Source organism: Nocardia iowensis (assembly GCF_019222765.1).
GTDB lineage: Bacteria > Actinomycetota > Actinomycetes > Mycobacteriales > Mycobacteriaceae > Nocardia > Nocardia iowensis.
The window spans coordinates 4388631-4402902 of record NZ_CP078145.1 but is presented as its reverse complement, the minus strand read 5'-3'; the positions used below and the strand labels follow the sequence as shown (position 1 = coordinate 4402902).

Annotated in this window: 14 protein-coding genes; 9 read left to right on the top strand and 5 right to left on the bottom strand. The window is 67.5% G+C overall.

All coding sequences use genetic code 11. From position 1 onward, the window contains the following. Positions 1 to 13: 13 nt before the first annotated feature. Positions 14 to 3067, bottom strand: coding sequence for a tetratricopeptide repeat protein (locus KV110_RS20275; protein WP_218477963.1), 3054 nt, complete (start codon positions 3065 to 3067; stop codon positions 14 to 16). A gap of 166 nt (positions 3068 to 3233) precedes the next feature. Between KV110_RS20275 and KV110_RS20270 the strand changes: the two genes are divergently transcribed. From KV110_RS20270 to ligD, 4 genes are all read left to right on the top strand, one after another. Next, positions 3234 to 3467 carry a hypothetical protein gene (locus KV110_RS20270; protein ID WP_218477961.1) on the top strand — a complete coding sequence of 78 codons (234 nt, stop codon included), beginning with the start codon at positions 3234 to 3236 and terminating at the stop codon, positions 3465 to 3467. 214 nt (positions 3468 to 3681) lie between these two features. Further along, positions 3682 to 4086 (top strand): cold-shock protein, encoded by a 405-nt coding sequence (locus tag KV110_RS20265; protein ID WP_218477959.1) that lies wholly within the window; start codon positions 3682 to 3684, stop codon positions 4084 to 4086. Between the two features lie 206 nt (positions 4087 to 4292). Next, the gene (locus tag KV110_RS20260) at positions 4293 to 5372 is read left to right on the top strand and encodes an ATP-dependent DNA ligase (protein ID WP_218477957.1); all 1080 of its coding nucleotides are present in this window, start codon (positions 4293 to 4295) and stop codon (positions 5370 to 5372) included. Continuing rightward, positions 5369 to 6379, top strand: a complete 1011-nt coding sequence (ligD, locus tag KV110_RS20255) for a non-homologous end-joining DNA ligase (protein ID WP_218477955.1) — start codon at positions 5369 to 5371, stop codon at positions 6377 to 6379. Before KV110_RS20260 ends, ligD begins: the two co-directional genes overlap by 4 nt. A gap of 9 nt (positions 6380 to 6388) precedes the next feature. Here the strand turns inward: ligD and KV110_RS20250 are convergent, their stop codons facing one another. Beyond that, positions 6389 to 7162 carry a DUF4190 domain-containing protein gene (locus KV110_RS20250; protein WP_218477953.1) on the bottom strand — a complete coding sequence of 258 codons (774 nt, stop codon included), beginning with the start codon at positions 7160 to 7162 and terminating at the stop codon, positions 6389 to 6391. Positions 7163 to 7356: 194 nt separating this feature from the next. Between KV110_RS20250 and KV110_RS20245 the strand changes: the two genes are divergently transcribed. Further along, positions 7357 to 7719 (top strand): hypothetical protein, encoded by a 363-nt coding sequence (locus KV110_RS20245; protein WP_218477951.1) that lies wholly within the window; start codon positions 7357 to 7359, stop codon positions 7717 to 7719. Between the two features lie 44 nt (positions 7720 to 7763). On the opposite strand, the gene KV110_RS20240 is transcribed toward KV110_RS20245, so the two are convergent. From KV110_RS20240 to KV110_RS20230, 3 genes are all read right to left on the bottom strand, one after another. Continuing rightward, complete coding sequence (locus tag KV110_RS20240) at positions 7764 to 8432, bottom strand: TetR/AcrR family transcriptional regulator (RefSeq protein WP_246634658.1); 669 nt, start codon at positions 8430 to 8432, stop codon at positions 7764 to 7766. Between the two features lies 1 nt (position 8433). Then, positions 8434 to 9579 carry an acyl-CoA dehydrogenase family protein gene (locus KV110_RS20235; RefSeq protein WP_218477949.1) on the bottom strand — a complete coding sequence of 382 codons (1146 nt, stop codon included), beginning with the start codon at positions 9577 to 9579 and terminating at the stop codon, positions 8434 to 8436. 133 nt (positions 9580 to 9712) lie between these two features. Continuing rightward, on the bottom strand, positions 9713 to 10402 hold the full coding sequence (locus KV110_RS20230) for a TetR/AcrR family transcriptional regulator (RefSeq protein ID WP_246634657.1): 690 nt from the start codon (positions 10400 to 10402) through the stop codon (positions 9713 to 9715). Positions 10403 to 10662: 260 nt separating this feature from the next. Here KV110_RS20230 and KV110_RS20225 point away from each other — a divergent pair, with 260 nt between their 5' ends. From KV110_RS20225 to KV110_RS20210, 4 genes are all read left to right on the top strand, one after another. Beyond that, complete coding sequence (locus KV110_RS20225) at positions 10663 to 11592, top strand: alpha/beta fold hydrolase (RefSeq protein ID WP_218477946.1); 930 nt, start codon at positions 10663 to 10665, stop codon at positions 11590 to 11592. Between the two features lie 40 nt (positions 11593 to 11632). Then, positions 11633 to 11848 (top strand): hypothetical protein, encoded by a 216-nt coding sequence (locus tag KV110_RS20220; protein ID WP_218477945.1) that lies wholly within the window; start codon positions 11633 to 11635, stop codon positions 11846 to 11848. Next, a complete protein-coding gene (locus KV110_RS20215) occupies positions 11845 to 13368 on the top strand; it encodes a hypothetical protein (RefSeq protein WP_218477944.1) in 1524 nt (507 codons plus the stop codon). The genes KV110_RS20220 and KV110_RS20215 overlap by 4 nt, the downstream gene beginning before the upstream one ends. 120 nt (positions 13369 to 13488) lie before the next feature. Then, the gene (locus KV110_RS20210) at positions 13489 to 14178 is read left to right on the top strand and encodes a hypothetical protein (protein WP_218477943.1); all 690 of its coding nucleotides are present in this window, start codon (positions 13489 to 13491) and stop codon (positions 14176 to 14178) included. The last annotated feature ends 94 nt before the right edge of the window (positions 14179 to 14272 follow it).

Sequence of the window (14272 nt, the reverse complement as noted above, 5' to 3'; positions counted from 1 at the left end):
GCGAGCTTCGCGCCTATCGGCCGAGTTGGCCTCGCCAGTAGGAGAGCGACGTTTGGGTGCGGATGGTGGCGGCGTGGTTGGGGCCGAGCGCGCGGAGTTCGGCTACCAGCAGGATTTCGAGTTCGGCTATGGCTCGGCGCACGTCGCCATTTTCGGCTCGGCGGGTGGCCAGGTCGTTGCGGGTGGCGAAGGTGTCGGGGTGATCGGGGCCGAGGACGCGGAGGCGGTCGGCGAGCAGTTGCTCGAGTTCGGCGATGGCCTCGGGGAGATTGCCCGCGTCGGCACGGAAACCGGCGAGAGTGCTTCGGGTGGTCAGGGTGTCGGGGTGGTCGGAGCCGAGCACCCGGAGGCGGTCTGCGAGAAGGTGATTGAATTCGGCGCTGGCGCCCACGAGGTCGCCGCTGCGGGTGCGGAAGGCGGCCAGGGCGTTTCGGGCGGCCAGCGTCGCGGCGTGGTCGGGGCCGTAGATGCGCAGGCAGTCGGCGAGCAGTTGTTCGAATTCGGTTCGGGCACCGGGCAGATCGCCGATCTCGCCGCGCCAGTAGGCGAGGCTGTTGCGGGTTCGCATGGTCTGCGGGTGGTCGGGGCCGAGTACTCGGGCGCGGTCGGCGACCAGCTTTTCGAAATCGGTGATGGCGGCGACGAGCTCGTTCCGGTCGGCGCGGTTGGACGCCAGGTCGGCGCGGTTGGACGCCAGGTCGTTTCGGGTGCGGAGGGTGTCGGGGTGGTCGGGACCGAGGAGGCGGCGCTGGTCGGCGAACAGGCGTTCGTAGTCGGCTCTGGCGCCGGTGTAGTCGCCGCAACGGGCCCGGTAGGTTGCCAGATTGGTGCGTGTGCCAAGGGTTTTCGGGTGGTCGGGTCCCAGTACGCGGAACCGGTCGACGAGCAACTGTTCGAAAGCCGTGATCGCGCCGATCAAATCGCCACTCTCGGCGCGGTGGTACGCCTCGCGGCTGCGCGTCGTCAGGGTATCGGGATGGTTCGGTCCGAGCGTGTCGACAAACGCGGGTACCCAGGCGGCCCAGAGATCGCGGTTGTCTGCGGCTCTCATGGTTTCCAGCATTTCGAGGAAGTGCAGCGCGCTCGCGGAATCTCCATAGGCGAGGCAGTGGCGCACGGCCGAACCGCGCGCGTAGTCGGCGGCGCGGTCGCTGGAACTCTCTTTGATCGCCGCGACGATGGCCCGGTGCGCGTGTTCGGTTTCCACGCCGAGCTCTTTACACTCGGCGCGTAGTCCGGGCAGCAGGGCGCCATGGGTTATCCCGAGCGACTCGCGCGGGGTGCCGGGACGGCTGCGGGTGACCAGCGCACCCATCGCCACCGTCATATCGCGTATTCGGGCGATGTGCAGGTCCACGCCGAGCGCGGTCAACGCCGCATCCAGCAGCTCGATCGGCAAAACCGGCCCGACACCGGCCGCGACCAGGATGCTGAGGAACGCCCCTGTGGCACTGACGGTTTCGGGATGCATCCCGCGTATTGCGGCGTCGACCCGCAGCGCGACGATCCGGTCCAGGCCGATACCGGCGGCGACCGCGCCATCGGTGATGTTCGACGCCACCTCGCGCAGCATTCGCGCCAGCAGCCAGCCGCCCGAAACGACGTGGTGGCCGTCGCCGACGGAGGTCGGCGTCTCGGCCAGCAACATCTGGATCCAGTTCACCCAATCCGCCGGATCCGCGGGCGCACCGCTGTCGCGGGCGGATCCGACGAGGGTGGCGATGTCGTCGGCGGCGGGTTCGCCGATCTCGATCCGGTGCATGTGGGCCAGTTCCGGATCGTCCTCGACGCCGGTGCCGTCCCGGATACCGACGATGACCCGGACGTGCCGCAGATCCTCGCGCTTGGTCAGATCGGCGATGGCGCAGACCAGCAACCGCCGCGTCCCCGGCTGAGCTTGGTTCAATCCGTCCAGCACCAGCGTCACCCGGCGGCCCGCGGTCGACAACCGTGCCAGCGGATGCCGCACCGAAAGGTCGAAGATGTCGAACTCGTCCCTGGCCCGGTGCGCGCGCACCGCCTGCGCCGCCTCGGTGAAGCCGGGCAGCCGGGCGCTCAGCTGCGCCGCCAGCTCGGCCGCGACCGCCTCGATGGAGCTGGCGGCGGTGAGAAACACTGCGGCAGTGATGTATTCGGGCGTCACCGCCAGGCCCTCCACCAGGCTCGGCCGGATCAGCATGGCGAGCAGGGTGGATTTACCGGAGCCCGCGGGGCCGATCACCGCCCGCAGGCGATGGCTGCCCGCGTCCACGATGGCGTCGAGCTGCTCACGGACATCGGGTGTCACCAGCAGCCCGCGGGTCAACTGGTCGACGAAGCCCGCGGCGGAGCGGCCGCTCACCGCGTCTCGATGCCGCGCGGTGTTGGGCACCAGCCAGAGACCGGGGTCCGCGCCCTGTGCCATCGACACCGCCCCCGTGGTGAACGAAAGATATTGGGGCTGTTGATGAATGCATTCCCCGGCGATCGGATCGACCAGATCCGCCGGGAGCAGGTTCTCGCCGCGCATCGGTAATCCCACACCGAAGGTGGCCAGCATGGTTCGGGTGAAGCAGCCGGAGAACGCGGGCCCCTCGCCCGCCGCGACCAGCATCTCCATCCGCCCCGCCGACTGGGCGAGCAGGTCGGTCCACCGCCGCGCGGCACCGATCACACCCTGACCGGTCTCGCAGGCGTCGACCAGCACGACCAGCCCATCCAGCGCCGCCTGGTTCAGCCGCTCCCTGATCTCCTGCGTGAGATGAAAGGCGTTGCGCGAGTTGGGCACCGCAGGCGAATCGAGCCCGAGCAGATAGAAGTCCTCGGCATTGGTCGCGACTCCGTGACCGATGAAGGCGAGCAGCAGGGTGGCCTGGCGCTCCGCGGCCGCCGCGAAGGCCTCGTCCACCGCCGTGACCAGCTGCGCCGCAGTCGGATTCAACACCGGCCCGTCTTCCGCGATCGCGGAGCGCCACCCACCGGCCTCGGTCAGATTCCCATACAACCCTGTGGCGAGTTCGCCGGTGAACCCCAGTTCCCCCAGCGCCTCACATTCGGACCCGACAACCAAAGCGAGTCGTCCTCCCATGCAAGAAACATACCCGCGTGCCCCTCCTGGGAATGACACACCCGGCATCTGAGCGTTCCCCGCCGTTGTCGGCAAGTTGTGTCGGCCGTGCCCATTTCGATATCGAATCGCGCTGCGCGAGACGTAGTGTGGCGGGGTCGGACGCCTGTGCGAGGAGATCGGTGCGATGAGTGAGCCCCTGCTCGGTTCGACGGGTACGCTCACATCGCCGATCCGAGGCGCGGGGCTGCTCGGGGAGGTGCAAGTGGCGATTCGAGGGGGGCTGGAACTGTTCGTCGCACGTGCCACCGAAGCGATCCCGGTGGGGGCAACCGTGCTCATCATCGACGTCACTCCCGGGTGCATCGTGGACGTGGTGCCCTGGATTCCGCCGACCACCGACCCCGCTGAGAGATCTTGAAACAGCAAGGGAGACAGGGGTGCTGGTAACCACGCACCAGTCGGTGCACGCCGGCCCGACCGTGCTCGGCGGGCGGGCGGAGTGCGTGAACCGGTCGACGGAATGGCCGGTCAGTGGCCGACTGTTTTCAATTCATTACAAAAGGCGCTTTCGTCCAACGACGGCGATAACGCGGGCTAAGGTGACCGGGTAGCGACGGCGCGGCGAGGAGCAGGTGTTGGTGTCCATCGGGAAATTGGTGTCGTTCGACAGCTCTCGGGGATTCGGATTCATTCGACCGGAGGACGGCGGGCCGGACGTATTCGTGCACGTCAACGACATCGGTCTGGACGAAGACGAGTTGCGCCAGGGTCGAGTGTTCGAATTCGACATGACAGAGGGTGATCGTGGGCCGAAGGCGGTCAATCTGAGTGTGGTCGGCGGCCAGCCGACCCCGCCCCCGATACCCCACAAATCCAAACACCGATCGAACTCAGGACAGCTCACCGCCGCCGAACACAAACGCCTGATCACCGAGCTACTCCTCGACGCGAGCCCCGCACTGACGGCGGGCGAGATTCTGACCATCCGCGACCGGCTCACGGTCTTCGCCGAGCAACACGGCTGGCTGGACAACTGAGCGTGCCTCGGTTCGCCGCATCCGCGAGTTCGATGATCTTGTCGGATGCTGCGAATACGATCGTCGGCAGGCAGAGAGCGCTTGCGAGTGACGAATGTCCGAGGCCGCAAGGAGCGCTTGCGAGCGACGAATGTCCGAGGCCGCACCGATGAATTTCGTTCGATCATGTCGTCGGTACGGGTGAGAACCGAACCGAGGAGGATCGCGTGGACTTACCGGTCATGCCACCCGTCCGACCCATGCTGGCCAAAACAACATCCGGAGTTCCCCGCGAACCCGGCCTGAGCTACGAACCGAAATGGGACGGCTTTCGCTGCATCGTCTTCCGCGACGGCGACGAGGTGGAGCTCGGCTCCCGCAACGACCGCCCGCTGACCAGGTATTTCCCCGAGGTCGCCGAGCTGCTGAAGCAGGCGCTGCCGGACCGGTGCGTGGTGGACGGCGAGATCGTGGTGGTCACCGGGCACGGCCTGGACTTCGACGCCCTGCAGAACCGGCTGCACCCGGCAGCCTCCAGAGTCAACAAGCTGGCCGTGGAAACTCCGGCCAGCTTCGTCGCCTTCGATCTGCTCGCCCTCGGTGACAAGAATCTGACCGAGGAACCGTTCACCGAACGCAGACGGCTGCTGGAAACCATTCTGGACACCGCGCTCGCACGGGTGCACCTGACGCCGATCACGCAGGATCCCGACCTGGCCGAGGACTGGTTCACCCGGTTCGAGGGCGCCGGATTCGACGGGGTCATGGTCAAGGCCAATGACCTGGCTTACCTGGAAGACAAGCGGGTGATGCTCAAGGTCAAGCACGAACGCACCGCCGACTGCGTGGTGGCCGGCTTCCGGTGGCACAAGGACGGCGAAGGGGTCGGCTCGCTGCTGCTCGGACTGTTCGACGACCAGGGTCACCTGAACCACGTGGGCGTCGCGAGCAGCTTCACCGCGGCCCGGCGCAAGGAACTCGTCGACGAACTCGCACCACTGCGGGAGAACGCACTGGAAAACCATCCGTGGCGGGAATGGGCCGACGCCGCGGCACAGGCCAGGGCCGACGGCAAGATGCCGGGCGGAGTCAGCCGCTGGACCGGCGGCAAGGACCTCTCCTGGGAGGCGCTGCGCCCCGAACTGGTCGCCGAGGTCCGCTACGAACACGTGCAATCCGGGCGGCTGCGACACGGCGGCAGGCTGGTACGCTTCCGCGCCGACCGCACACCCGAATCGTGCACCTACGCCCAGCTCGACGAGGCGCCGCCCGCCGAATTGAGTGCGATTTTCAGCGAGGCGAAATGAGCGCGCGCGGCGAGTCCGTCGATATCGAGGTCGACGGCCGGACGGTCACCATCAGCAATCCCGGCAAGGTCTATTTCACCAAGCGCGGCGAGACGAAACTCGATCTCGTGCATTACTACCAGGCGGTGGCCGAACCGTTCCTGAATGTGGTCGGCGGCCGTCCGCTGCTGTTGGAGCGCTATCCCGACGGGGCTTCCGGTAAGTCGTGGTTTCAGAAGCGGGTGCCGAAAACGGCGCCGGACTGGTTGCACACCGTCGAGGTAACCACGCCGAACGGCACCACCAGCGACGCGCTGGTCGCCCACGATCTCGCGCACCTCCTGTGGGCGGTCAACCAGGGGTGTCTCGGTTTTCACGTGTGGCCCAACCGCGCGGACAATCTGAAGATCGCCGACGAGCTGCGCATCGATCTCGATCCCTCCCCCGGCATCACCCTCGACGACCTCAAGCACGCGGCGGTGCTCACCCGGGAGTTGTTCGCCGAGTTGGGCATCGAGTCGCGGATCAAGACCTCCGGTTCTCGCGGCTTGCACATTTACGTTGCGCTGGCGCCGAAGTGGGATGGCTACCAGGTGCGCGCCGCCTCCGTCGCGTTGGCGAGGGAACTGGAGCGCCGCCATCCGGAAGAGATCACCGCGCACTGGTGGAAGGAAGAACGCGGCAACCGCGTGTTCATCGACTACAACCAGAATGCCCCACACAAGACGGTTTTCGGGGCATGGTGTGTGCGCCCGAAGGTCGGCGGGCAGGTGTCGACGCCGATCGCCTGGTCCGAATTGGACGCCGTCGTCCCGGATGAGCTGACCATCGCCACCGTGCCGGCGCGGCTGGCCGAACTGGGTGACCCGTGGGCCGATCGCGCACCGCAATCCATTGTCCCGCTGCTGGAAATGTCGGAGCGCGACATGGCGTCAGGACTGATGGACGCGCCGTGGCCGCCGCAGTATCCGAAAATGCCGAACGAACCGCCCCGCGTTCAGCCGAGTCGCGCCAAGAAAGAGGAGTAGGCAGCGCCGCTATTCGGTCCAGAGCACCCAGGTGCCGCTGCGGCCCCCCGTTTCACAGACCAGCGCGCGGCCATCCGCGGTGCGGCCGGTCTTCCCGGTACTTCCGTCGCATTTCGCCCCGGCCTGCTGGATCGCGGTGGATACCGTGAACGGGCCGGACCACTGATAGCCGCTGCCCGCGTTGAGTAGGCAGATCAGCGTTCCGCCGTCGGCGGCGCTACCGATCTGGCCGACCTGTGCCTCGGTGCACGCCGCTCCCTTTTTCAGGTTGCTCTGGTTCTTCGTCGTGGTGGGGCCTGCCGTGGTGGTCGCTACCGTGTTGGGGGCGACGGAGGTCGTCGGCGGGGGTAGTTGATCGGCGCTCGACGGCACCGAGAGGCTGGCCGTGGTGGGTAGTCGGTCCGCGCGAGTCAGCGAGTCCGGCAGCATGTTTCCCGACAGCACCACGAGTCCCGCCAGCGCCGTCACCTCCGCGACGCCGATCAGCAGCGCGAACATCGCCATCACCCGGCCGCGTGGATGCGAGAAGGCGATGAAGCCGAAGACGATCGCGACCGGGAACAGACCGACCAGCGCGGCCACCAGCGCGACGATCGCATACGGATTCACGATGGGCGGAATTTCCACCCGCAGCCGACCGGTCCTGCGACGGCCCGCCGCGGGTTCCTGCCAGCGCTCGTCGGGCTCGGGCTCGACCCACTGTTCCTCTTCCGCCGCTGGCCAGCGGTCGTCCTGCTGCGCCGCAGGCCAGCGTTCACTTTCACGGCGATCTGCCCGTGCCATGCCAGGTACCTCTCCACACCACACACCGTGCAGGAACCTCGGACTGCCCGGACCCGCCCCGATCTCCCGACCCACAATAGGGGTGGAACGGCGCGCCATCATCTGGAACGTCCAATTACTACTGTTTTCCTCAATCAGGGTTCATGCTGATCGGGCAGTGTCACTGATCTTGCGTTGACTCCTAGGAGGAATCCATGCTCGGTAGCACCACTCCGCCCGACCACGAAAACCGGCCGTGGCACGCCCAAGCCGGCGATCTGCTCGGCGACAATTACAACGTTCCCGGCCTTATTCTCTGCGCGCTCGGCATGGTGTCGCTGGCGTGCACGCTCACCGCCGCCGGGTACGGCCTCGACGAATGGACCCAGATCGGCGCGATCGTGACGGCCGCGCTCTGGATACTCGGCGTCGGGGCGCTGTTGGTGGAACATCGGCGCGAAGAAGTGATCGAGCTGAAGTACGGGCGGCAGGGACACGCGCCGGGACACCGGCGGCCGGTGCGCTACAGCGCGGGCAGCGCCGCGCCCGGCGATCCGGCGCCGGAGGCCCTCCCCTGATAGCCCCTGAGGCACTAATCCGATAGCCGGGGACCGCCGTGCGCTCAGCGCCGGCGGTCCACCTTCGGCAGCGATTCGGTGACCAGTGTCATCAGCATGTCGGCAAGCAGCTCGTGCACCTGCGGGCGGGTCAGCGTGCCGCGGGTGATCCATTCCCGGCCCGCCACTTTGACCAGCCCGCCGTAGGCGCGGACCATCGCGCGCAAAGCCGCACTGCGTGCCGAATCGGCGAGGCCGACCATGAGCAGCAGTCGTTCGGCGGCCGCGTCGTCGGCCTGATCGAGGATCTGCTGCACCTCGGGGTCGTCGCCGACGCCCTCGTGGCTGGTCACCTTCACCCAGGTGCTGCCGTGCTCGGCGATGGTATCCAGCAGCCAGTGCACACTTGCATCGACTCGCTCGCGCTCGGTGCCGGTGGGCACGATCATGTCATCGAGCTTGGGCAGGGTGACCATGCGACGAACCACCGCGAGATAGAGGTCGCGCTTGTTGCCGAAGTAGTGGTTGATCAGACCGCGGGCGACGCCTGCGCGCTGGGCCAGCTCGGCGGTGGAGACGGCCGCGTACGGCCGCTCACCGAACATGTCGATCGCGCACGCCAGGATCTGGGCCCGCCGCTCGTCGGGTTCGAGCCGGCGACGGCGCGGCAGGGCGACGGCAGCCGGCGGAGTGGGTGAGTCCAGCGCAGCACCGTCCGCGGTCTCACTCGTCATATCAGAGAGACCGGGCAATGAGATCCTTCATCACCTCGTTGCTACCCGCCAGGATGCGCAGGACGCGGGCGCCGGTGTAGAGCTGCGAAATCGGATACTCCGTCATGTAGCCGTAGCCGCCGAACAGTTGCAGGCAGCGGTCCACCACGATACCCAGCTGGTCGGTGAGCCAGTACTTCGACATCGCCGCGGTGGGAATATCGAGTTCGCCACGCAGATGCCGCACGATGCAATCGTCGAGGAAGGTGCGGCTGACCTTCGCGAGGGTGGCGCACTCGGCGAGCTCGAACTTGGTGTTCTGCATGGCGAACAGCGGCTTGCCGAAGGCCTCCCTGCCCTTGGTGTAATCGATGGTCAGCTGCACGGCCTTTTCCATCATTGCGACCGCGATGATGCCGGTGACCAGGCGCTCCTGGGCGAGCATCTGCATCATCTGATAGAAGCCGAGGCCTTCGGCCTCGCCCAGCAGGTTCGCCGCGGGCACCCGCAGTCCGTCGAAGAACAGTTCGGCGGTGTCTTGACCCTTGCCGCCGATCTTGTTGAGGATGCGGCCGCGCTTGAAGCCGGGGGTGTCGTCGGAGACGTCGGCGAAGATCAGCGAGACACCCGACGCGCCCTTGGTCGGGTCGGTCTTGACGGCGATGATGATGCCGTCGCAGAGCCAGCCGTTGGTGATGAAGATCTTCGAGCCGGTGATGACGTACTCGTCGCCCTCGCGCACCGCGCGAGTCTTGATGTTCTGCAGATCCGAGCCGGTGCCTGGTTCGGTCATCCCGATGGACAGCACCATTTCACCGGTGGCGGCCTTGGGCAGCACCCGTTGCTTGAGTTCCGCGGAACCGAACTCCTTCAGGTACGGCGCGATGATCGAGCTGTGCACCGGCATGCCCATCGAGCCGTCGCCCGCCCGCGACTGTTCCTCGATGATCGCCGCTTCGTGCGCGAACGTGCCGCCGCCACCGCCGAATTCGGTGGGGATCGCGGCGCACAGCAGGCCGAGCTCGCCCGCCCGGTTGTACAGCGCGCGGTCGGGGTGGCCCTGGGCGACGAACTTCTCCTCGTGCGGGACGACCTCCTTCTCGAAGAACGTCTTCGCGAGGTCGCGTACCGCCTCGACCTCATCGTCACTCCATGCGGCGCGTGCCATCTCGGATCCTTTTGCTCGCTGTTCCCCGACTTACAGCCGGGCCCTCGTCAACAGATTCCCGCACTATTGGCAGTGTGTCAACAACCTGGGCACGCGTCGAGTAGGCCGAGTTCGGTCGAGGACTCGGCGACGGTCAGTTCGCGGGCTGCTGCGCCTGGTTGACGGCGGCGAGCGAGGTGAAGATGGGTGTCTCCGGATCGGCGGAAATGCCCTGCCTGCGCAGGAATCCGTCGATCAGGCCCCAGACTAATTCGGTGGCCTGGTCGATGAATTCGGCGGTGCGGTCGGGGTGCGGCAACGCGGAATCGGCGAGCCACAGGTCGGTGATCGAGACGACGACGCCGACCACCGCGCGGGACAGATAATCGATGCCCGCGGTGTCGATCGGGATGGACTCGGCGATTTCGCGGGCCTGGCGGGCGAAACGATCCGACGCGGCCCGGCCGAGGTCGAATTGCAGGACCGTGCCGTCGGACTGCTGGGTCACCTGCGCCTGGCCCAGGAAGCGAAAAACGTTGGGATGCTGCAGAATGCTGTCGGCGTATCCGGTGAGCACCCGCCGCAACGCGGTCCGCGGCGGTTGCAGCATGAGCGTCAGATCGTTGCCCGCGGCGGCCGCGGCGGCCTTGGCCATCCGGTTACCGATCTCGGTGTAGAGATCGGCCTTGTCGGCGAACTGGCGATACAGGCGCGGCTTGGTGATGTTCGCTTCGCGGGCGATGTCGTCCATGCTCGGCCGCGGCCCGTCCCGGTCGATCACCCGGATCGCGGCGTCGACGATCTCCGCACGGGAGGTCGTCGAACGAACGCTGGGCCGGGGCACGACCGCAGCATACACGTACCGGCGGTACGGATATCAGAACAGCGGAGACCCAGCGTCGGCAGAGCGAGGGCGTGACCTACGCCATACTCTGCGGGTTACCCCTCCCGCTCTCGGACAATTCTTCGTACTGTCAGTATCGGAAACCGTACTGACGGTACGGGCAGACCGTTTCGAGCGACCAGCAAGCAGTCGCGGGCGCGGCGGCCCAGGCCGACAGTCGCGTCACCGGCCGGCCGCTCGCACCCGAACGAGGCAACGACATGACCAACCTGCTCCACACCGACACGCCCCGCCCGGACCGGCAGTGGACGGTGACCGCCGACGGCGCCGACCTGGCCGTCTTCGAATGGGGCGATCCCGCCGCCGAACCCCTGGTCCTGGTGCACGGCCTCACCGACACGCACCGGGTGTGGGCCACCGTCGCGGCATTACTGACCGACGGCTTCCGAGTGATCACCTACGACGTACGCGGCCACGGCCGTTCGGCCACCCCGGCATTGCTCGCGGAGTTCCGGCTGGACCGGCTGGCCGCCGACTTCTTCGCGGTGATCGACGCGGCCAGCCCGAAGCGTCCGGTGCACACCTGCGGGCACGGCTGGGGCGCGGTGCAACTGTGGGAGGCGGTCTGCGATCCGAGGGCGAATACCCGGATCGCCTCGTTCACCGCCATTTCCGGACCCAATCTGGACCATCTCGGACTGTGGCTGCGGGCCGTCGCGCCGCACGTCCGGCTCCGGGCGAGCGAGCTGGGCTGGTGGCTGCGCGGTGCGCGCTGGAGCCTCGACCCGGTGCCCGTGGCACGCAGGCTCTACCCGCCGCGGGTGCGCACGCTGCTGGTGGAACGGCTCGGCGGGCTCTCGCCGGTGCCCGCCAGGATCGCCCGCACCTGGCGCACGGATCTGGTTGCGGGCGGGCGGATCGCGCAGGCCAACCTGCTGCACCATCTGCGGCGGCCGCGGGTGCGCCGCACCGCGGTGCCGGTGCAGCTGCTCGTCGACAGCACCGACCCGTTCGTGCCCGCCGCCCTCTACGACACCTCGACCCGCTGGGTGGACCGGCTGTGGCGTTGCGCGGTGCCCGCCGACCACTGGCTGCCGGTCACCGAGCCGCTGCTGGTCGCCGAGGCGATCGCCAACTTCGTCGACGACATGCGGGCGGACAAGTCCGCGATTACCCCGCGCAGCAGCTGACCGTCCCTTCTCGACAACTCGACACCGATACGGAGCTCCCATGCCGGACGCAGCCCAACCGCTGACCAGAACACTCGGCGCACCCCTGCCCGCTGAATTCGACCGGCTCACCGACTCCGACCTCGCCGAACTCGACCGGCTGCTGCGCACCGCCGTCACCGCCCGAGACGAACGCCTCGGTGCGGCGGTCGAATCCTCGCTCCGACTCATCCCCCGGCTGATGCGTCCGGCCGTGAAGCGAGCGCTCGGTTTATGAGTGAGCAATTGATGGCGCGGGCCGAGACCACAAAACTCGCGCGCCTGCTCGATATCTCCGATCCCGCTGAGCTCGATTTTTTGAACACGCTTTCCCCCGAAGCAATCCGGACGTTTCGCGAGCGAGCCACCGATCTGCTTTTCGACGGCGATGCCGCACGGATGAAACGCGTGGCCGCCGCAACGAAAGTGGTGCCCACCGCGATCAGCGCCAAAGCCGCCGAGCGTGCGTTCGGGCCGATACTGTGCGCCGCGGTCGCCGGATCGGTCGAGCCTTCCCGCGCGATCGATATCGCGAAGGCGCTGCCCGCCCGGTTTTTGGCCGAGACCGCGATCCAGCTCGATCCGCGGCGCACCGCCGACATCATCGCCGCGGTGCCCGCACGGCTGGTCGTCGAGGTGGCAAGGGAGCTGCTGCGCATCGACGACCACGTGACGATGAGTCGTTTCGTCGGCGTCGTCCCGGAGGAGTCGATGCGGGCCGCGGTGCCGGTGCTCGGCGACGCGGACCTGCTGCGCATCGGCTTTCTGATGGAGGACAAATCCGCGCTGGACCGGCTGATGGGCTTGGTCACCGACCGGCTCGCCGGGGTCATCCGCGCCGCGCACGATCAGGACCTCTGGGCCGAAGGACTCGACCTGCTCGACAGCGTCGGTCCGGAGAATCGGGCCGCCCTCGGCGATATCGCGGCCGGGCTCGGTGGCAACGTACTCGACGGCCTGATCGAGGCGGTGCGGGCGCTGGATGCCTGGGACTCGCTGCTGCCGGTGACCAGCGCGATGACCGCGGACAGTTTGCGCGCATTCGCCGAAAGGCCTGCGGTACAGGAGGAATCGGTGCTCGCCTCGATTATGAATGCCGCACTGAACAAAGGCTTTTGGCTCGATCTGCTGCCGCTGGTCATCCATCTGCAGCCGGCGCAGCTGGCGACGCTGGCCGCCCACCTCGCCGAAAAATCCGACGAGGAACTCGGTGACCTTGTCGCCCAAGCGGATACGGCGGGCCTGTGGGACGCCATGCTGCCGATCGCGCTGGCCATGACCGATACCGACCGCCGCCGGATGGCCGGTCTGCCGATCATGCGCGACCCCGACGTGCTCCGCGCGGTGATCAACACCACCGCAGCCCACGAACTCTGGTCTCAGGCACTGCCTTTGGTGGACGCACTGCCCGACTCCGCGAGCCCGATCCTCGCCTCCTGTATCGGCGATCTGAGCAAGGATCAGCTGCTCGCCGCGGTCCTCGTCGCGTCGCGCAGCGACAATATCGACACCCTGGTCGCTATCGCGCTCGCGCAGGATCCCGCGGGCCGGGCCCGGGTACTCGACATCATCGATGGAATGGCCGATCTCGACGAGTTCCTCGCCGCACTGACACCGGAGACGCCAGATGTGGTGTGGGACGGGCTGATCGAGGTCCGCACGGAGATTCCGAGTGCCCTGCGTGATCAACTCGCCGCGCGCGCGGACGGTTGTGGCCGCGGCGCTGCGGCCGACAGCCTGCGCGACGACCAGGTGTGATGATATTTTGCGGCCATGATGGGACCGGCGGGTCAGAGGCCTCCACGCCTCAGCAACGCCGGATGGCTGCACGAGCCGTTGGCACCGGTAGCGCCACCGCGGCCGTACCCGGATGGGTCGGTGCCGCCGCGGCCGCTCGGCCGGTGGAAACAATCCGGCCCCGGTCCGCGCCGACTGGGGACGCTCGCTGCCGCGATCTGCCTCTCGGTGCTGCTGGTGCTCGGCGTGCTCCAGATCTTCGGCAGTGATCGGCGCGCCGAGGCGGTACCCGACCTACAGGGCTATCACCACGTCGACAACCTGTGTGCGATCACCGACACCGCGCCCTATACCCGCGCCGGATTCGCCTTGGCGCCGAACGGCCCGACCGGGCCGAAATACCCACTCCACCAGACCCTCCTACACCCGGCGATCGACTCGATGACCTGCACGATCCGGCTCGCTGCGCCCGCGACCGCCGAGCGGTCCGATGACACCACCCTCACGGTGAGCGCGGCGGTGCACAAGCGGACCGATCCTGGTCCGGAGTTCACCGCTCGGTTCGAGACCTGGACCCAGTCCCCCCTCAATGAGGACGATGGCGTCGCCACGGTCGACGGCCTCGGCGACGAGGCATACGTCGTCCGAATGGACAGCAAGCACGCCCCGCGCAGGGGCGTCACCCTCGCCGTTCGCGACGGCTGGACCACCTACGAGATCAGCTGGCTGCACCCGCCTTCGGTCACCACGACCACCGACCTCACGGTGCCGGAAGTCATCGAGCTGCTGAAGCGAACCGCGGTCACGACGCTGGCGTTGCTGCGCGCCTGATCGATGCGAAGGCAACCGGGCGGTAACCGGGCTGCGGTGTTTGCGACAATGGTCGGGTCGATTTCCCAGCTCAGTGAAGGATGCCTGTACCACC